This is a genomic window from Enterococcus thailandicus, assembly GCF_001886265.1.
Classification (GTDB): domain Bacteria; phylum Bacillota; class Bacilli; order Lactobacillales; family Enterococcaceae; genus Enterococcus_B; species Enterococcus_B thailandicus.
Genome location: NZ_JXLE01000001.1, coordinates 287,968 through 306,824, shown reverse-complemented (window position 1 = coordinate 306,824; position 18,857 = coordinate 287,968). Strand labels below are relative to the sequence as shown.

Sequence of the window (18,857 nt, the reverse complement as noted above, 5' to 3'; positions counted from 1 at the left end):
CAGACATGCCGTTTACCGTTAGTAGTCTTGCATTTTTATCTTAGGCAGGTGTGTTGGAATTGGCAGACAAGTACGATTGAGGGTCGTATGAGCGTTCGCTCGTGTGGGTTCGAGTCCCATCACCTGCATCTTTTTAGCTCTTAAAGCAATAATTGCTTTAAGGGCTTTTTTATTTAGCATACCATAACCGAACAGGAATAAATTATAATTGATTTATCGAACATTTGTTCGTATAATGTTTTTGAGGTGATACAATGCTAGAAATCGATGAAATCTATCTGTGGTTCAAGTATGACCCGATGCACAAATTTGTTAATGATCTATACAAATTTTGGGACACTGAAATCATATTTGAAGCTATCGAAGATAGATTGCTAATCAACTTACATTATAGTCAAAAAAATTACATTAAGATTTCTGCATCTAAGAGTAGAATTGGCAAGTCAATCTATTTTTTATTTAATGTTAAAACAGATGTCCCTGATATTCGCCAAAAACATCGACGATATGATTACGTTGGATATACTTTCATTAAACCAGGTAAGGAGTGATTGATATGAAAAGACTCTACGGATCAATTGATAAAATTAAAATCGTACAATACAGTTCTACCCCGCTCGTTCGCTTTAGCTTGAATGATGTTAATTGTTTAATTGCTAATCACAGTTTGAACTTTTTAGCTGATGTTGAAGAAAACATGAATGTCACAGTTTTTGGACATTATAATAGTAGAAAACAATTTGTCGTGAAAAAGTATAAGCTAAATAGCAAGCCAAAAATCGTTGTTGAATTTGAAAAGAGCATTTATCCAAACAAAAAACCTTACTAAAAAAGTAAGATTTTTTCGCTTTTTATTATGTAAAAGTGTTGACTTATATCTATATCCGATATATAATAAATATATAGTCAAGGAGGTGATAAACAATTGAGTCGGAAAGATAAGAGGGAAGAAAAAAAGCTTGAACAGCAAAAACAACTTACAACTAAAATCGGATTAGCAATCGCAGTGCTTTCTCTGATTGATAAGTTAATAGATTTGCTGAACAAGCTACTGAAGTAGGGTAAAGGGCTGAAAAGCCCTCCCTTCCCTTTTATTATATCATATATGAAAGGATTGATTTAAATGAAAAGAAAATTATTAAATGGATTTTTAATTATTGTGATGATAATTTTGATTATTTCAATCGTAGTTAAGTTAGCTAACTTATTTTAAGGAGTGAACAGCATGACAGAAAAAAAGACATCAGACGCACAAATTAAAGCTAGTCGTAAATGGCAAGAAAAAAATAAAGAACAAATGAACTATATTAGAAAGCGATCTGCTGCACGTGGATTTTTGAAAATTACTAACAAGGAAGATATCAATGAAATGGAACAATTACTTAAAAATAGAAAAGAGGAACTTGTCATGGAAGAATACGAATCATTAAAAACGTTTATCGAAAACGACTACACAGAAAGAGATTTTGGACACGGCGATTTAGAAGAATTTGATCCAGAAAAAATTATGAATGGTGAAACTGTAGAAGTATTATCAGACGATTTTGGGCATAAGCATTCTCGCGTAAAAGTAATTATTTCTTCAGATGACCTTAAACTTAACGACACACTAGACGTATATACTGTTAATTTTATGGATAAAGAAGTTTATGTTTACTATGTAAATGCCGATTGAGGAGATTGCAAAATGAAAACTGAATTTGCAGGTATTACCTCTTACTTTCAAAACGAAGTAAAAAAATATCGAGTAGACTTAGTCGTCAATCGTAAACACTATCAAAAAAGAGGATTTACAACTTTAGAGTCTGCTCGTAAATACAGAAATGAATTAGAAGAACAATACAAAAAAACTATTCAAGTGAATGCGGACGCTATTGTTCGCACTTACTTGAATAGTAGCTCTATCCGAGAAACAGCTATTCATCATAATATGTCACGACAGAAAGTGCGAAAAATTTTGATAACTGAAGGTGTCTACTCTACTCCACAAAGTGTTAAAGTTAACGAGATGTTGGATAGTGGTTATACGACACAAGAAGTTGCTGAAAAACTTTCCGTCTCTGTCGGTACAGTTAATAATTTAGCCGCTTACCGCAAAGGTGAATATGATGTTCGCAAAGAATAGTAAAATACTTGAAAGTTGAGATAAAATGAATAATTTTTTTAAATTTGTCACAGATGATTTAATAGTTTTCATCCCAATTATAGGATATTTACTTTACAAAACGTGCTTACATCGCTTTTTAATTTGGTACATGGGTGAAAACTTTTCAAAAAAGGATGTATTCGATTTAGCATTAAGCGTTTTTGCGATTATTTTTTTATGTCTTGGTTTCTTTAGAAATAAAACTTACTATGAAGATGTATCTTTGGAATACTATCCTATTGGCACAGAACAATATTCATTCACAAAAAATCTAGCGGACGAAGAATCGTTAGATGCAGTTCCTAATAAAATTGTTATCGTTTCACCAGCCAATGTCCCTATACAAGTAAACGCTATGACATTTACTGGAGAAATGGATACAGAAGGAAACCCTATCTATAAGCAACATTATAAAAATAATAAAAAATTTGAGTTTAAAATTGAACCAGGACAAGCATTAAAATTATCGTATAACGAAAGCGAAGGTATCCCAAACTATCAGCTTCGCATCACTACAGAATATGGAGAAGGCTATGTACTTTTACAATATAACGGGAGATTCGGAAATATTAACGAAACTAAAATTAAATCTACTAGGAAAGTAATCCCTTATTTTATGGATAAGATGTTAAATTAAATAAGCATCCTTCGCAAAGAAGGACGCTTATTTAAAGTCCTAAAATTTTTAAAACAATTGGGATTGCTATCGCCGTTACAAGCATTGTTTTTAACTGTTTAAAATCTTCTTTTTGATCTTTTACCTCATTTTGATTATAACTCGCATCTTGCCTTAACAATTTAATCTCGGTCATAATCTCATTGTGTCTATTATCTAAATGATTTGTAAGCTTACTAAACTCTAAATCAAGCTCCTGTTTTGTAACATACTTTGTCATATCCCCACCCCCTGAGTTTCCACCACCATGTTCGTTCCTAAATCCTTTTGATTCTGATAAATTCACTACTTTTTCACCTGTCATTTTTCATCACCGTTTTTATTGGTAATTTTGTGTCCAGTACAACATTATTGACTTGATAGAACACTCTGTCCAAATCCCCAATATCAATTATTTCTTTTGTAGAATAAAAAATCTTCAATGATAAATACGTCTGATTGAAATTATAAACAGTATCAAATTTTTCTCCATGAAATTCTCCTTGAAGAGGTTTAAAATTACTATCAATTGTTAGAATCTTGTTTACTACTTTTATACTATTTTCTTCCATCAGACTACTATCTAAATGAATAAAAAAGAAACGAATTACTCTATACCCTTTACCACTCTTGTTAGTCTCATAAACACAAAAATTGATATATCTGCTTTCGTTTAGCTCGTTATAATTTAAATATTCGGAACTAATGCCAGTGAAAATTGCGTTGATATATAAATCAAAAGATTCTGTTTCTTCTAAGATCTTTATCTCGTTGATAATATTACTATCTTCATCGGTAAAGGAAAATGACGTCAAAGTAGGTTTATTTAATATATAAAAAAAACTGTTATCAATATCCATATTTTAGACTCCTCTTCGTTCTCTTTATTAAAAGTGTAACAAAATATGAACTTTATAAAAAGAGTTATTGCCTACAATGTAAAAAAGAACACCTTTAAAAGGCACGCCAAAAATTATCATTTCAGAATCGTCAATCTGTTGATTTTTTCGAATAGAAATTACCATCAAATTCCAATTGCCAATCTGGGTTCTCAAAAATTTTTCGGTTTGGATATTGTATTTTTTCTAAATTAAACTCCCTCAAAAGATTGTCTCCTCTATCCAAAATTGCTTGTACGTAAGATTCTGTCACTTCCCCTTTTCTCAGCTGGACATTAAGCAATCCTTCATGAATATACGCATGGCAACTATGGCAAATAGAAATATATCCTGTTAACCGTTGAATCAATTTATCAAAATCGTAATCATATTTTTCATGGAGTTCTAACCAGTCTCCTGGTACGTGTTTTACATATTCTTTGCATATCATACAATGATGATCTGCTTTGATTTGATATTCTTTCCTTAATTTTTTCCATTTTGCTTCGCCCATAATTTTTCTAGGGTTTATATAATGCAATGCTTTGGGTACCACTGGTTGCGTTAATACTCTTACCATTTCTATGTCTAGTGTCTTTTGCATCTTTCTCTCACCTTTCAATATATTTTTGTATCACAATCTCATTTTAATTGTATCACAGCGCATCATGAAATTATGACTTTATGTACCCCCCTCAAAAATTTTGAGGAGGTTATTTTTACAACGTCAAGTAAACGTCATCAATTCGTACGTCGTTCACAGGACTTTCGCCATTCTTACCATTATTCGCACGTCGCAAGATGATATCTACTTTCTTACCTTTGAACTGTTTTTTGCTAACAGTAACGTCAAAACCTAGGGCATCGCCACCTTGATAACTGTATGCTTTTTTAACATCTGGTCGCTTAATACCTTTAGATTGAACACGCGTCAATTCTTTCCCTGTGCCATGCTCCATAAATAGTACCCACGCCGTTGACCCGATTACCCCGTTCGCTTTATCAGGAACTAACCAACCAGCAACGCGAACTTGGTCTTTTCCGTAACCATTGTAAAAATCAAGTTTACCAATTGCATTTCCTTGATGCTTTGGTTTAGAAGCTGTCACAGCTTTGTCGTGTTCGCTTGGCGTTGATGGTGTAACAGCGCCAGTTGACGGAGGTGTTGTCTGATTACCGCCCGAACCGCCTTTTCCGTCAGGCGTTAAGCTAGGATTGTTATAGTATTTAAGAACGTTTTTGATAACATAGTCTTTCATACCATCAATAATATTTTGTGGTTGGCGAGCTGTAGAGTTAAAGTTCATGTGGATCATTAACGAGCGCTTAGGACACTGAGTAGCTGAAAACTCCGGATGTAAACGAACAGTTGAACAGTTAACAGGTAAACCATAATAACGTAAATCTTGCGCCATTTGCCAAAATGTGTTTTCCTCAGCTTGCAAAAAATCGGCTAGTGAAGTCTGGTCGTTACCGCAAACTTCAAACCCTAAATAGTTAGCATTTCCATCACTATTCGCTGTGTGCCAAGCCATATTAAACGTGTCTTCAACACGCCAAATAGTACCTTTATCAATATAATAATGTGCAAAGCCTGCAGCTAATTGATTGACGTTCATACGACTTAACCGATTACCTTCTTGTTCAGCTGTAGAGTTTCCCCAAGTGTTGTGATATACAACACCTTTTACATTTCCCACACGTTTACCTGCTACACCACGACAAACAGAATTATTGATAATTTTAACCATTATTTTTCTCCTCCATTTTCTTCGCCTTGTTTTTCAGATGTTTCTTTTAATTTACTAAACCGACTTTTTACGAATTCTGGTACTGGAATTCCCAATTGTCCTAGATTTTCAATGACAGAAATGCCGTATACAGCAATATAAGAAAATACAAAAGCTGTTGCTACTCCTTCAAATCCCATAATTTTTAGATATGGATATGCAATCAAAACCAAAGAAACGACTAATAGATGTTTTACAATCCCCATTAAACCTTTTGTGCTATTCGTTTCTTTAATAAAAATCCCTTTACAAATACCTGTCACAATATCTCCAATCACAATCCAAACAAAAATTTGAATGTATAAATTACTCAATAAACCTCTGAATTCTCCCAAAAGTAACGTATTATCAATTAACACCATTTTTCCACCCTTCACTTTCTATTTTGACCATAGAAAAAGACGTACTCAGTTGAGCACGTCCCTTACATTTTATTTGCTAATAATTTGTTCCGCTTCTTCTTCAGTAATGCAGGTTGGAACAAACTCTTGTACTTGTTCATCTGTAAAACAGCCCCAATCATACATCATCTTGACATCATCAAAACTAAACATATTACTCGCCTCCTTCAGTCGGATTTAATTGTTGCTTGATTAACTCAATGTCTTTGCTATTTTGTAATGAAGCAAGCATTGTTTTTGAATTGATTTGAGCTAGACTTTCCGATTTTGCTTTAAGTTCTGCATTCTCTTTTTTGATTGCAAGATCATTTAGCATAAGTTTTGCGTTTAATTGACTTAAACTATCCGCTTTTTCTTTTAATTCTTCATTTTCTTTTTGTAGCACAGGATAAAGAGCTGTTAAGTTGTCTAATTTCTCTTTATCCAATCCGTTGATAATTTCTTTCCATCGCCCTTCTGATGGAATAAAAAACTGATCTTCTAATTCGATTTCTTCAAGTGGTGGCACATCCGTAAATGGCACTTGAATTGGAAAATCATCTGCTACTTCGTACTCTTTACCACCTGTTCGACCATATTGCCAAACCCTTATCATCTTATTTCCCCCTTGTCACTAAATAATTTCCATAATGTGGAAATGAATAATTTGTCCTGAGATTAATTCTTTACCGCTTTCCATTGATAAACCAAGAGAAATTTGTGTTCCTGCTTTGATTTCCATATATCTTGAAAAAGCAACATTATGTCTGTACCAAAGAGTTCCCTCAGTGGCTGCGCCAACGCCATATCCTGTGCCAATGTACTGAGTTTGCTCCTCATTGTTCCAAACATCAATGTACGTCCATTTCCCAGCCGAGCCTCCTAACTCAAGTACTGCAACTCCATCGACAAATAACTTACAATCTCTTAAAACTTCCGCTTTCGTTTGATCAGAATTCCATTTCAAAGGATTACTTTTCATCTTTCTTCCATACTGCTTGCCAATAGTCGTCACTTCTCTTCCGACTGGTAAGCGACCTTTGTCAGCTATTTTTTTAATTGAGGCAGCTTGAACATACCATGCTTCAAAAGGCAATTCGGTGTCAGTAAGAACAGATACGCCTTTGACTGTTGGTGCTTCTAAAAAGTTTTTTAGCCCTCCAACCGACTGAGGTTCTGTAGTATTAACTGTATTAGCATCATTCATTACTGACTTCCAAGGCAGTAATGAACCGTTTCTAACAATTCTATAAATCATCGTTTGGGCTGCCGTATTAGCAATTAATGTTTGTGTCGCATTATTTACATCTATACCTGCACCAATCAGCATAAAAACACCGACATTTTGTAGCGTTGGAGGTAACTGACTATAGTCTTCCATCGTTTGGCTATCTGCTGTTGATAAATAATACCAGCCAGTGTAAAGACGCGCGAATTCTTCATAGCTTTTCGGCTTAGGACTTAAACTACTCAAACGAACAACTGCTCCATCATCACCCGTCAATTTATGCATTTGTGCGTCATCTTGTGATACAACTTTGCGCCATTTAGTTGGAGTATATCCGTCGGCTTTTTTTTCAATAACTCGCCAGTACGTTACAGGCGGTTGAGATACCCCATCAGTAACGTTACTCGTGATTCTCTGTAAAAAATTATTGATTGTTGCGTTTGGGATATTCTCTACAAACACGCCATAGATAAATTCTGTCGGTAGCTGGGCAAAGTCTGTCATTGCTTTGCTTTCGTTTGTGGTTAAATAATATATTCCTGTATTCTCACTTAGCTCAAGATAACTGGTTGCTTGTGTACCAGTTTTAGTGGCTTCCGCCAATTTGTGTGCTGCACCTTGATAATAGCTACTTGATAGCATCGTGCTATTTGTCTGTGCATATTCTGACCAGGGATTCCACGTCAAAGGTGTGATTGACTCTTGTTTACGATATAAATGTCGTGTATTAACAACCGCATTTGCAGTATTTCGATACCATTCTTGAACCACTCCTCCACCTGTGTCACCGGGATAGACTGTTATCCAACCAGATCCTGCCATGCCAGTTTGTCGGATATAGTGGTCTGCAGGAATAAAGGTATTTGATTCTGCACTTGTAATATAGTAAAAACCTGGTCGAGTTAAATCATCAATGGTCGTTGGTCGAGGAGTTAAGTCAGCTAAACGCATCGCTCTTCCATCATCAACAGTTAATTTATGTTTCTGAAATGATTTATAATCAAGTGCATCCATCTCTGCCTTAATCGCTTCTAAACGATCAATCACTTCTTCGAATCCTTCAAAATAATAATCATCTACTTCTTGCGTTGTGGCGTCGATGGGACTTCGCTTGATATCAAAAATAAAACGACCTGCCGTATCTAATGACTGATCGTTAGGAAATTCCATATAAATACTACCCTCGACTTTCCCAACGTATCCGAGCAGATTATCTTTAATCACGATAGACACAATCCCGTTTACTCGATCTTCAATCGTTGCTAAATAGTCATGACTTCCATAACCGCCCTCAGCAGTATCTGAACGAAATTTTAATCGGATTGGAACTATTGTTCCATCTGGTAAACTTTGAGCAACGCCGTCCTTCATCAACTTAAAGCGAAGTTTTGCTGTGCTTCTATCGTGTGACCAAAAGACGACATTTGTCTGAATCGGATTGATTGCTTCTGCTTGAATTTTGATTAAAGACTCATTCAATTTATAAACCATTAACTTAACACCGTCCCTTTACTGATAATTAGCCCATTTCCTTCTACGGTTGAAGCATTTGTTGCAAATCCGGATGGAACAGTTCCGCGTACGGTCGCCGTGGCACACCTAATCCCTAAATTATTTCCTAAACCTTGTATGCTACCAATGTTTACCTCAGACAAAAGTCTCGCATAAGTGACAATATTTTGATTGATAAATGTCACTCCACCGTAAATATTGCATTTCGAATTGCCGCCAATGTAGATTGCTGTAAAACTCAAATTTTTACTATTTTCAGCACACTTACATTTGTTAATCGCTAGATATCCACCTTGTTCAACTAAAAAAGAATACTTTATTCCTTCAAATTGTGGTGCATTGGCCACGTCAACAGCTTGTAAGCCAGCGATTTGAAAATAACCACTGCAATAATAAAAAGCGACACTTCTTACTTTCACAGGCAAATCACTTTTTGCAAGATCGATATTGTCAAAATTGTTTTGAGCTTTTATAAAAATCTGATTTGCATTGATACTTCTTAGAACAACATCTTCTAAATAAACACCATCATCAATCCAAACTGTGACAACTTGTACTGAAATCAACGGAATTTGATTAATTGCCGTTTGAATTGTCTTGAATGGTTTTTCTTCTGTTCCATCGCCTGTCTTGTCATTTCCACGACTAGCTGAAACATATAAATCAAGCACTGTATCACTACCACCAATGACCATTGCGACACTTTTATTCAATTGGTCCACTTGTTCTGCAGTATTTGTTTGCTTAGTAGAAAGATCATAAACATCTTCATCATGCTTATTTTCTGAAGCTACTAATCGACTTTGTAATGTAGCAAATTTTTCACCTTTGCTGTTGACTCGTGCGTCCACTACTTCGTTAGGTGAATCTCCCCCGGCATTCAACACTAGATTGTCGATTCGGCTATTAGTTGCTTCATTTTGTGAATCGACTTTTGTTTCTAAGCCGTTCAAATAATCAACATTATGATTGAAAATTTCTTTCCACTCACTAGAAATTCTATTTTTGACTAATTTTAATAGTCCCAAGTCACATCAGTCCTTTCTTAGTTAAATTGGCCAGAATGGCAGTCATTGTTTTTTTTGTATTACTTAATACAATTTCTGGTGGTTTATTAGGTAGCGCAGGATACGTTTTAATCCCAACCACCTGAATATAAGTATTGATATTCAGCGGCTCATAAATAAATGGAACAAAGTCACCTTTTTTCGGATTAATTTTCCACTTAAGAATCACTGTCCCTGAAACTGAAGGATAGTCTTGTAAATCGTTTTTTAGTCGTTCCATCATATTAGCTGAAACAGTGTAACGTTCATCTTCAACTGGCTCTTGAATACGAATACCCCATTTTTCTGATTCTGGACTTGTGTAAGTTATCGGAGTGAAGTAGTAGGTTTCATCTTCTTTTTTCTTTCCGAATCCCTTTATTTGTGTTTTTAAAGAGTAGGTATCAATTTCAAATGAAACTTCATCTGTATTGTATTTATATCGAATTTGTTCCTCAATTTTCTCGCCATACTCTGTTGTTGGATAAAAAATTAAATGTTTATTGTCTGGAATAACTACTGCATTATAATCTGACAGAATTTCATCAATGAGTTTTAAATAATTTCCATCGCCAAAGTTTTCTTGTTCAACTGTTAAGAATTTTTTATTTGGATCAATCACTTCCCAAGTGAACCCTTTGTTATTTGTCTTAAATACATGTTCTAGCAGCTGAGTAATTGATTTTTTACCACTTATTTGATCATATTGATATCCATCTTGCACCGTGTAGTAAATATGAGTTGCTGTGACACTTTTAACAACTAGTGGTCCACTCGCATCTTCTGACATTCCTTTTATCACAAACTTTTGTCCACCAAAAATCACTAAAGATTCGAATGTGATTAAATCGAATGTTTCTGAGTTTTTTTCGCTTCTTTTAACAGAAAAACTAATTTCCCAAGTTTCATTTTGTTGCCAATTTTCGTAAAAAGAATCCTTGTCGTAATCGACAAGGATTTCTTCTTTTGTTTGCTCATAGTTGCAAATAATTAAATCATTCAAATTATCACCTACTTATACAAAAAACGGAAATCCCATGACGACTTCACACGTGTAATATTTTGAATTTCAATTTCGTTTATCCCTTCAGACAGAGTTATTAAACCGTGATTTGTGTCTATACCACGAGCCACACCATTCAATTTGGGATAAACACCTTCAATCGTCAATGTCTGTCCTCTTGCTGTAGACAACGCAGGATAATAAACAAATCTATCACCTGTCGTTCGATTAAATACGGTTAAATTTCCTTCCGATTCACCTTCTATTAGAATTTTCATATCTGTGTTTCTAGGATCTATCACAAAATCTCCTGCATTAAAAATGCTAAATCTGCTCTTCTCAAACGAATACTCATAATCTAATGACTCTAAGTTTTGCGAAAACTGCCATTCATCTAGTAAATCAAAGTTACTTAGTGTTGTTGAAACAGCTTCTGAGTAACCATCCACAACAGTGAACGTGATTTCAATTGTTGAATAATCATTTTCCTCTTCTAAAAACTCAAAATTTGTAGGATTTACTTTAAACCTTTTCCCTGGTTCGAGTTCATGAATAATATAGTATTGATACCCTACAAAAATCATTTGCTGTAATTCTGTAACCATCAATGTTTTTTCGTATTCATTTCGATAAAAAATATCAAACGTTAGTGACAGATCAAACGGACGAAAAGAAGCGCTCACCTCTCTACTCCCGTTCACTCCTTCAAAGTCAGCGTAGGACACTTCATAAACAGGTGCTTGCCGCTTAATTTCCTTACAAATAATTTTATCTTTCTTTTGGGGGTCGAAACTAACACCATTTTGAACAAAAAGAAGTTTATAAAACAATCATCTTTCACCTCCCTGCCATATATTGAAGCTTACTCCAGTCAGAACCTAAAAAATCATTTGCAGCCTTACCAATATCTGATTTTTTAATACCAGAATCTTTCCCAAGAATCGCTTTAAGAATCATCATCAATTCATTGTGTTGTCGTTGTTGCTGCTTAATGAGTAATAATAGTTCTTCTGAATTATCTGATTTTACCGAATCTTTCGTACTACCGCTCTTGTTTCCAGAAAGAAAAGCGAGTGCTTCTCCTATCAACTCAATCGCTCTAGTTTTTTTGGTCATAGGCACTACCATTTCTGGTTTATTTTTTTCGCCACCTCTATAAAGTCCATCCTGAGTTATCCATCCACCGTTCTCATAACCAACACCTTTCCAGCCCGCCAACAAACTGCCATACGTGCTTTTCGTATAACGAATTGCAGCAAGAATGTTGCTGATTGGATCAAAAATATCTTTATCGAATCCAGCGCGAGCGTTGCTTCTAAACGTTGGATCAATTACTTGCATCAATCCTTTCGACGGCGTTCCTCGCTTCGCATTGTCATCCCAAAGATTAATCGCTCTTGGATTTCCGTTGGATTCCGTTTGCATTTGGTAAAGCAACGCATTCAGATTTGCAGCACTGTACTGATTTTCCATCTTTAATGCCTTAGTGGCTAGTGATCGCCATTTTTCAACACCACCACCGCCAGAACCAGCATTAAAAATATTTCCAGAACCCATTGAACCGTTCAAATGGACATGATCAAAGTGATCTCCGTCAGGCCAATTTACCCAATTTCCGCTTGCTCCTGTTCCAGAAAGTCCCATGCGATCACGAACTTTTCCGTTCGTGATTACATAAGCGATTTTTGAAGTGAACTTTTCAAACGCATAATTGGCAGCTTGTGTATAAATCGGACTACCACCTGTTACTCCTGGTAATGCAATATCAATTGCTTGGTGTTTTCCATGATAGTAGGCGTCTCCAGGACGATAACCAGAAGTAATTGTCATACCAGGAAACTTTGACATTACCTTTTGTGCAACATCGACTAAATACTGATAGACACCATTTCCATTCATGCTGCCATCAAAATTTCCATGTGTGAAAAATTCACTCAATTTTGATTGGAGCATAGTATTAGCTGATTGAGCCATCAGCTTGACACCAGATTTTGTCATATCCAACCACGGCTCGCCGATACCGTCATACTTCACTTTACTATTCAGGAATTTTTGCATTGCTTTTTCATCATCTAACAAATCCACAATGTCAAAATTACCGATACCATTTTCGTATCTCGGAACGTCTAAACGACTTTTTAGTTTTTTCGTTAATGACGCATTTAAAACTTGTGCTCCTTTTGGCAAATTAACTAATAAGTCTCTTCCTTTTGCAATAAATCCTTTTCCGTCCGGCATTTGAACATACTCTTCATGAATAGGACCTTTTTGATCGTTGATCATAGCTAGTCCGCCGGGGTGTGCCTCTGTCCCTTTTGCGTACTGTGGAACTGTCCAAGTCCCAATTGATTTACTAGACTCTACTTCTTTCAATACGTAATTGACACCAGAAATCACACCGTTGACACCTTTACCAATGCCGCCAACCATTTTGTTGGCTACACCGTTCATCGTTGCATTTAAAGAACTACCCATCGAGTTAACGCCATTTATCAATGACTGCATCAAGAATGATCCAGCATTATAATAACCACCATATTTTGAACGCAAATTATTAACTGAGTCATTTCCTAGTTGATTCACTCTTACAATAAAAGACCCATACAACGAGTTCCAACCGTTTAAGTTGTTTTGTTGCCAAGCACGACCATTGCTATACATTGGTGAATTGTAACTGCGTAATGTCGTCATTGCTTGATTACAAAATGAATTGATTGCGCTAATAAATGAACCTGTTAGGCTATTCCAACCGTTCATTAAATTGCGATTCCAAGCAAGTCCTTGCAAATAATTCGGTGTATTTTGTATTTTTAATGCAGTTGAGTATTGATTGATAAAGAGTTTTTCATTACTCATGTAAGCAGGAACAACAGAGTTCCATCCGTCAGAAAGATTTGTTAACCACTCAGAGCCAATTAGAGCAAACTCAGGTGTTTTTTCTTCTAACTGTTCAGGTGTGATCGATTGAATATCTGTAGGTGTACTTGTTTTTGGTGCAACTGATTCTTCAGTCGTAACCCCTACGCCAGTTTGTTGTCTTAATACTGCAGTTAATTCATTTATAGCAATAACTAGTGGTGTAAAGTTTGGAATTGTTGATACTGTAGAAATATTTCCGATTCCATCAGCATATCTTGAAAAGAGCTTTTTAGTTCGTGAAGCTTTTAAAACTTTTGAACCTCTCGGCAAATCAAGAACAACATTTCGCCCCTTCGGAATAAACGAATTTCCGCTAGGCAGTTGCACGAGTTCTTCGTACATGGGTCCTTTCTGGTCGTTGACCATTGCGGGTCCGCCGGGGTGGAAATTTGTTCCTTTTGCATTTTTTTGTACAGGACCAATGAAATCAGCTGATACTGTCTTAGTAATCGTATCAGGTATTAAATTTTTAAAACGATCAAAAGCGTCAAACGCGTCTTTAGCCGCTTGCGAAGCTTTATCATGACCTACAACAGTTTTATCATTTGGAAATACATTTTCATTGTAATTCTTAATTGCTCCGCTTGCGTCACTAATGGCACCAGTCAAGCTAGAATTATCACCTAAGATTTTTTTCAGCAGAGGAAGTACATTTTTGTTGTATTCTTCAATACTAATTTTTCCGTCCCTAACTTTTGCTAAAATATCTTCGTTATTGCCAAGCATTTTTTTAACTGGATCTGGTAGTTCTTTCCACGCGTTAAACGACTCTTTTGAGGTAAAAATTTTATTTAATAAGTCTGAATTATCAGCGAGTATATTTTTCTGGCTAACTGGAAGCTCATTCCATTGAGCCAATGAGTCCTTTGAAGTAGTAAGCTTCGTAAGAAAATTAGTATTATCAGCAAGTAGCTTTTTCTCAGAATCCGGAATTTCGTTCCACCGCTTCAAACTTTCTTCAGAAGAGAATATTTTATTTAGAAAATCAGAATTTTTCGCAAATAATTCTTTTATATCTGCTGGCGTTTCATTCCAAATTTTCAGCTTTTCTCCTGATTTAGAAAGAGTCTGTAAAAAGTCATAGTTATTCGCTTTTAAATCTTTAATTTCAGTTTTATAGTCATTCCAAAGTCCAAGATTGAATAGAGTTTCTGCCATGACTTCTGGCGTGTTTGAATATAAGACAGCTTTTTTCTGTTCAAAAGTAAGCTCATCCCACTTACCAGAAGACTCCAATGCTTTATAAATATTGATACTGAATTCATCTTGAAGAACAGCTGCTTTGTCTTCCCACGCCATTCCTCGCCACAAATTATTAGCAATTGCTGCTTCACCAATCATCTTTTTAGCATTTGTATCAATATTTGCATCATGTAAAACCATTTTAAGGTTATTCCATGTAGTAATATTTTTAGAAGCTTCAGTGATTATTTCTGGTGCATTTGTTTTTACATTTCCTTCTTTATCAAGAAGTTCTAATGAATTCCATTCCCTTGCACCGTCAGTTCCTTCTTTAGCGACCCATTTCAGTGTATTTGCGTTTTTCTTAGCATTTTCAGCTAACTTATCCGCCATATAACCAGCATTTTCAAGTAACTTTTCATTATCGTCTATGAGGTATTGACTAGCCCCCGCACTTGCGTCAATCAATTCGCCCGTTGCAAGGTGAACTTTGTCTGTCAATTCAGGATATTTTTCTACTATAGCAGCTATTTGACTATCAAAACCTTCTGTCGTTGCATCGTTGATTTTATCCCATTCTGCTAAATACGTTTGTGCAAATTCGCCATCAAGATTATAACCCCACTCCTTCAACCATTTTTCCTGCTCTTTTCGCATTTGAGCTGCATGATTTTTAGAAGCATTTCTTTGTTCTCCTAATGATTGAAGCCATGTCTTAGCTTGCTCCTTACTGGCTTTTGACACGTCACCAGTCATCGAATTTAAAATCGCTTTTTTCTGTTGCGCTGATACATCAAGCGTATTTACATATTCTTCTGCTGTATTTTTAGAAATATCACTAATCATTTGTGCTTCTGCAATACTAATATTTCTATTTTCTTTTGAAGCTTTTTCACGAATTTCTTTGACTCGTTCGTTGTTTTCTTTAATTTTATCTAGCGCAGACTGATTCATTTCTTTTTCATTCTCAACGATTTCTTTCATTGAATCAGTCACTGTGCCAGGAAGGTTCTTAATTAAATTATCTAACCCTTCGACCTTTTTGGTTAAACTTGATTCAATTGATACACCAATTGTTTCGAAATTTTTAACCATTGGCCCAGTATTTTGATCAAATCCTTGTGCCATTAAGTTAAACTGACCAGAAGTTTCTTCCGTTTTCTTCTTTACTGTACTTAACGTAGTATCTACTTCTGTACCAACGTCCGCTCCCCACTCTTTGACTCGTTGAGAAGAATTCCACGCTTCTTCTCCAAAGGTCTTCCAAGCGCCATAACCAAGTGCCAAAGCACCGCCTACACCAACAACCCCAAGCAATGAAGGTCCCAACAATCCTAAAGAAGTCGTGACTGCTCCAATTCCGCTTGAACCTGCAGCAGTAGTTGCTGCACCTGCAGTTTTCCCTAATGCTGTAGTCAAACCACCTACTCCGCCAGCACCTGCTGTTTTAACGGCTGTTGTGCCTGCTGTGGCAACTGTTGTAGAAAATGATTCCATTGCTTTTTTCTCAGCAGCTTTTGCTGCTAAATCGACAATCGAATTGCTTAATTTTCCAATACTCGTTTTTGTTTTACCTACGATCGTTATTACAGGACCGAATGCACGCGTAACTGGTCCTATTGCAGCCACAAGCCCAATCCATTTAATAATATTTCTTTGTTGATCTTCACTTAAAGTAGAAAATGTTTTGGCTAGATTTCCTAAATGTTTAACTAGAGGTTTAGAAGCTTCGAGTCCATCTCGCAGTGCATCTACAAATGGTCCACCTAGATCGATTGCTGCATCTACAGCTTCGTTTTTTAGCATTTTTAGCTTAGATTCTGTTGTTTCATAACGTTTATTTGCTTCATCCGTCAAAGCTACATTTTCACCAAACGCTTTGTTTGAACGACTCACTGCATCTTTAAATAAGTCACTAGCATTACCTGCGCGCAATAAGCTATCTCGCAAACGTACTTCTCTAATACCCATCTCATCGAGCATTTCAATTGCAGACGTTCCTTGTGCTTCTGCACCACCTAGACCCTCAACAAATTTACCAATAGCTCCAATAGCATCTTCTTCAAATGCTTTTTTGAACTCTTGCGCTGACATTCCGGCGATTTTACCGAAATTTTCAAGGTTGCTAGAAGCTTTCATGATTCCTGTCATTTCTGACGTTGTCATTCCAATCGAGCTAGCTAACGCTTTAAAATCTTTTGAATTATTCGAAGACATCAATTCTAACTCTCTTCGAGTCATTCCTGTTTTAGCAGATAATTCTTCCATCTGACCAAGTCCGGTTTTTGCAGCTACCTGCATATTCACCATCACTTTAGATATAGCAGAACCCAATTATGTTATCGCAAAGGCTTTTTATCCTTTGCTTCTTACTGTCACCAGTAAGTTCGGCATATATTTTTACCCTCGTCTTATCCCGTTAGGGTAATCGACACTCGTGGGAAAATTTTATTCTATACTTTTTGAGCAAACAAAAAGCATAGGTTCATTTCCTATGCTCTACGGTGATACAAGCTCTTTAGTTCTTGTATTTACCTCGGTATTGACTCTTTTAATATAAGCTAAAGAGTGTTTTACCGATTTTGTCGATTTTACACTGCTGATTTCTCAGCAACGGGGCAGTTTTACTTACCCATCTCTGCTTCAATGCCAACCGATGAAAGCGCTGCGGCTAATCCTAAAATATCTCCTTGGCTCAGTCCAATTTGGCTACCTGCCCCTGCTAATCGTAATGCCATTTCTGTGATTTCTGATTCAGTAGTTGCAAAGTTATTCCCTAAATCGACGATAGAAGCACCTAAATTACTAAATTGATCCTGTGGTAATTTTGTGATATTAGCCAATCGAGCTAATGACGTTGCCGCGGTTTCGGCTGACATATTTGTCGATTCGCCCATGTCGATCATTGTTTTTGTAAAGCTAACAACATTTTCCGTTTTGATACCTAACTGCCCGGCAGCTTCTGCTACACCAGCAATTTCCTGATGACTGGCAGGCAACTGAGTTGCTAATTTGCGAAGACCACTTTCCAAATCGCTGTAAGAATAAACAACATTTCCGTTTGAATCTATAACCTCATCGTTAGTTTTCTTTCAATTTTGTTATCGTGGGGGCTTTTTATCCCTCACTTCTTATAGTTTCCTATAAGTTCGGCGTACATTTTGAACTCAAAGCATGAGCTCTCGAACACTCGTGGGAGCATTATATTTATTCAGCTCCTACGCTCTACACTGCTTACTGGCCTTTAGTAATCCAGCAAGTTAGCACGGTATTAACATAGTTTTAGGTATAATAAAAACCCCTACAGCGTAGGAGTTTCGTAAAATTCTTTGAATTGTTGCTCAGTATTATTTTTTTGTCCGTAAATTTTATGGAAAGTTAAATGACATTTTTTACAAAGAACAACGGCGTTGTCAGGATTCAGTCTATTCTTTTTATCCCAATGATATGCGTTTAAATGATGCACAACCACATTCTCTTTGGAATTACAGATAACACATTTAAAATCATCTCTTTTTAAGACTGTGTTTTTAAAGTGAACGTATCCTAACACTTTCATTCTTTTATTCCTGTCTTCCAAAGTTAAATTAGGATTGTAATTTGGATTACTTTTACCACGAATTATTTGAGATTGCCCTTTATGTCTACATTCTTCGGAACAATATTGATGTTTGCTCCTACCAATTAAATAAGGTATCTTTAAAGTGGTTTGTCCACACTCTTCACATTTTACAGGAACTTTGCAATATTTAGGGTTATCTTGACCAGATAGTCTAACATTTTTCAAAGTATTTTTCAGTTTAGCAATGCTCTCGACACTGTGCTTTCTCCCATAAAAATTGCCTTTGTCTCCTTTTAACCCTTCCTTTTGCCATTCGTCTTTGCATTCTCTACAACAGAATTTATGTTTTCCATTAAAATTACTCTGACTTTTAGTAAACTTCTCCTTGCAAAAATCACATGATTCTGTACGCCTAAATTGTGCTTGGTATTCGCTCCAACATTTCCTATTACAGAAAATATTTTTGCTTCTTACCTCACTAGGCATTTTGTAGACATCTTTCCCACAGTTTTTACAAGTCAACTTTAACTTGCTCATAATAACACCTCCGACAGTG

19 protein-coding genes, 1 tRNA gene and 1 pseudogene are annotated in these 18,857 nt (G+C 35.9%); 7 read left to right on the top strand and 14 right to left on the bottom strand.

Annotated features, from left to right (window positions below; all coding sequences use genetic code 11):
• The first annotated feature begins 44 nt into the window (after nucleotides 1-44).
• The 7 genes from RV17_RS01535 (at nucleotide 45) to RV17_RS01510 (ending at nucleotide 2,783) form a co-directional block, all read left to right on the top strand.
• Nucleotides 45-128 (top strand) — tRNA-Leu (locus tag RV17_RS01535).
• A 126-nt stretch (nucleotides 129-254) separates the two neighbouring features.
• Nucleotides 255-551 carry a DUF5960 family protein gene (locus tag RV17_RS01530; protein ID WP_071868303.1) on the top strand — a complete coding sequence of 99 codons (297 nt, stop codon included), beginning with the start codon at nucleotides 255-257 and terminating at the stop codon, nucleotides 549-551.
• A 5-nt stretch (nucleotides 552-556) separates the two neighbouring features.
• Nucleotides 557-829, top strand: a complete 273-nt coding sequence (locus RV17_RS01525) for a hypothetical protein (protein WP_067481111.1) — start codon at nucleotides 557-559, stop codon at nucleotides 827-829.
• Nucleotides 830-925: 96 nt separating this feature from the next.
• On the top strand, nucleotides 926-1,060 hold the full coding sequence (locus RV17_RS13730; RefSeq protein ID WP_261768399.1) for a hypothetical protein: 135 nt from the start codon (nucleotides 926-928) through the stop codon (nucleotides 1,058-1,060).
• Nucleotides 1,061-1,225: 165 nt separating this feature from the next.
• Nucleotides 1,226-1,675, top strand: a complete 450-nt coding sequence (locus RV17_RS13625; RefSeq protein WP_071868302.1) for a hypothetical protein — start codon at nucleotides 1,226-1,228, stop codon at nucleotides 1,673-1,675.
• A 12-nt stretch (nucleotides 1,676-1,687) separates the two neighbouring features.
• The gene (locus RV17_RS01515; RefSeq protein WP_071868301.1) at nucleotides 1,688-2,125 is read left to right on the top strand and encodes a helix-turn-helix domain-containing protein; all 438 of its coding nucleotides are present in this window, start codon (nucleotides 1,688-1,690) and stop codon (nucleotides 2,123-2,125) included.
• 25 nt (nucleotides 2,126-2,150) lie between these two features.
• Nucleotides 2,151-2,783: a hypothetical protein gene (locus RV17_RS01510; protein ID WP_083571948.1), complete on the top strand. Its 633-nt coding sequence runs from the start codon at nucleotides 2,151-2,153 to the stop codon at nucleotides 2,781-2,783.
• A gap of 31 nt (nucleotides 2,784-2,814) precedes the next feature.
• On the opposite strand, the gene RV17_RS01505 is transcribed toward RV17_RS01510, so the two are convergent.
• The 14 genes and pseudogenes from RV17_RS01505 to RV17_RS01440 form a co-directional block, all read right to left on the bottom strand.
• Nucleotides 2,815-3,108 carry a hypothetical protein gene (locus RV17_RS01505; RefSeq protein ID WP_143139911.1) on the bottom strand — a complete coding sequence of 98 codons (294 nt, stop codon included), beginning with the start codon at nucleotides 3,106-3,108 and terminating at the stop codon, nucleotides 2,815-2,817.
• Between the two features lie 7 nt (nucleotides 3,109-3,115).
• Nucleotides 3,116-3,661, bottom strand: coding sequence for a hypothetical protein (locus RV17_RS01500; protein ID WP_071868299.1), 546 nt, complete (start codon nucleotides 3,659-3,661; stop codon nucleotides 3,116-3,118).
• A gap of 130 nt (nucleotides 3,662-3,791) precedes the next feature.
• Nucleotides 3,792-4,283, bottom strand: coding sequence for a hypothetical protein (locus RV17_RS01495; RefSeq protein ID WP_071868298.1), 492 nt, complete (start codon nucleotides 4,281-4,283; stop codon nucleotides 3,792-3,794).
• 115 nt (nucleotides 4,284-4,398) lie between these two features.
• Complete coding sequence (locus RV17_RS01490; protein WP_071868297.1) at nucleotides 4,399-5,430, bottom strand: peptidoglycan recognition protein family protein; 1,032 nt, start codon at nucleotides 5,428-5,430, stop codon at nucleotides 4,399-4,401.
• On the bottom strand, nucleotides 5,430-5,831 hold the full coding sequence (locus RV17_RS01485) for a phage holin family protein (protein WP_067481090.1): 402 nt from the start codon (nucleotides 5,829-5,831) through the stop codon (nucleotides 5,430-5,432). The genes RV17_RS01490 and RV17_RS01485 overlap by 1 nt, the downstream gene beginning before the upstream one ends.
• 69 nt (nucleotides 5,832-5,900) lie before the next feature.
• Entirely contained in the window at nucleotides 5,901-6,023 is a 123-nt protein-coding gene (locus RV17_RS01480; protein WP_071868296.1) for an XkdX family protein, read from the bottom strand.
• A 1-nt stretch (nucleotide 6,024) separates the two neighbouring features.
• Nucleotides 6,025-6,465, bottom strand: a complete 441-nt coding sequence (locus RV17_RS01475; RefSeq protein WP_071868295.1) for a hypothetical protein — start codon at nucleotides 6,463-6,465, stop codon at nucleotides 6,025-6,027.
• Between the two features lie 18 nt (nucleotides 6,466-6,483).
• Entirely contained in the window at nucleotides 6,484-8,568 is a 2,085-nt protein-coding gene (locus RV17_RS13095) for a BppU family phage baseplate upper protein (RefSeq protein WP_067481084.1), read from the bottom strand.
• On the bottom strand, nucleotides 8,568-9,617 hold the full coding sequence (locus tag RV17_RS01465) for a hypothetical protein (RefSeq protein WP_067481081.1): 1,050 nt from the start codon (nucleotides 9,615-9,617) through the stop codon (nucleotides 8,568-8,570). Before RV17_RS01465 ends, RV17_RS13095 begins: the two co-directional genes overlap by 1 nt.
• Before the next feature lies 1 nt (nucleotide 9,618).
• On the bottom strand, nucleotides 9,619-10,638 hold the full coding sequence (locus RV17_RS01460) for a phage tail protein (protein WP_071868294.1): 1,020 nt from the start codon (nucleotides 10,636-10,638) through the stop codon (nucleotides 9,619-9,621).
• 8 nt (nucleotides 10,639-10,646) lie between these two features.
• Nucleotides 10,647-11,468 (bottom strand): phage tail domain-containing protein, encoded by an 822-nt coding sequence (locus RV17_RS01455; RefSeq protein WP_067481075.1) that lies wholly within the window; start codon nucleotides 11,466-11,468, stop codon nucleotides 10,647-10,649.
• Nucleotides 11,469-11,475: 7 nt separating this feature from the next.
• Complete coding sequence (locus RV17_RS01450; RefSeq protein WP_249024337.1) at nucleotides 11,476-17,040, bottom strand: phage tail tape measure protein; 5,565 nt, start codon at nucleotides 17,038-17,040, stop codon at nucleotides 11,476-11,478.
• Nucleotides 17,041-17,369: 329 nt separating this feature from the next.
• A pseudogene (locus tag RV17_RS01445) lies at nucleotides 17,370-17,831 on the bottom strand (phage tail tape measure protein); the annotation flags it as partial.
• A gap of 209 nt (nucleotides 17,832-18,040) precedes the next feature.
• Entirely contained in the window at nucleotides 18,041-18,838 is a 798-nt protein-coding gene (locus RV17_RS01440) for an HNH endonuclease (protein WP_071868293.1), read from the bottom strand.
• Nucleotides 18,839-18,857: the final 19 nt, after the last annotated feature.

Coding starts and splice junctions, on each gene's coding strand:
- RV17_RS01530 (WP_071868303.1), top strand. CDS start 255: ATGCTAGAAATCGATGAAATCTATCTGTGGTTCAAGTATGACCCGATG.
- RV17_RS01525 (WP_067481111.1), top strand. CDS start 557: ATGAAAAGACTCTACGGATCAATTGATAAAATTAAAATCGTACAATAC.
- RV17_RS13625 (WP_071868302.1), top strand. CDS start 1,226: ATGACAGAAAAAAAGACATCAGACGCACAAATTAAAGCTAGTCGTAAA.
- RV17_RS01515 (WP_071868301.1), top strand. CDS start 1,688: ATGAAAACTGAATTTGCAGGTATTACCTCTTACTTTCAAAACGAAGTA.
- RV17_RS01510 (WP_083571948.1), top strand. CDS start 2,151: ATGAATAATTTTTTTAAATTTGTCACAGATGATTTAATAGTTTTCATC.
- RV17_RS01500 (WP_071868299.1), bottom strand. CDS start 3,661: ATGGATATTGATAACAGTTTTTTTTATATATTAAATAAACCTACTTTG.
- RV17_RS01495 (WP_071868298.1), bottom strand. CDS start 4,283: ATGCAAAAGACACTAGACATAGAAATGGTAAGAGTATTAACGCAACCA.
- RV17_RS01490 (WP_071868297.1), bottom strand. CDS start 5,430: ATGGTTAAAATTATCAATAATTCTGTTTGTCGTGGTGTAGCAGGTAAA.
- RV17_RS01485 (WP_067481090.1), bottom strand. CDS start 5,831: ATGGTGTTAATTGATAATACGTTACTTTTGGGAGAATTCAGAGGTTTA.
- RV17_RS01480 (WP_071868296.1), bottom strand. CDS start 6,023: ATGTTTAGTTTTGATGATGTCAAGATGATGTATGATTGGGGCTGTTTT.
- RV17_RS01475 (WP_071868295.1), bottom strand. CDS start 6,465: ATGATAAGGGTTTGGCAATATGGTCGAACAGGTGGTAAAGAGTACGAA.
- RV17_RS13095 (WP_067481084.1), bottom strand. CDS start 8,568: ATGGTTTATAAATTGAATGAGTCTTTAATCAAAATTCAAGCAGAAGCA.
- RV17_RS01450 (WP_249024337.1), bottom strand. CDS start 17,040: ATGCAGGTAGCTGCAAAAACCGGACTTGGTCAGATGGAAGAATTATCT.
- RV17_RS01440 (WP_071868293.1), bottom strand. CDS start 18,838: ATGAGCAAGTTAAAGTTGACTTGTAAAAACTGTGGGAAAGATGTCTAC.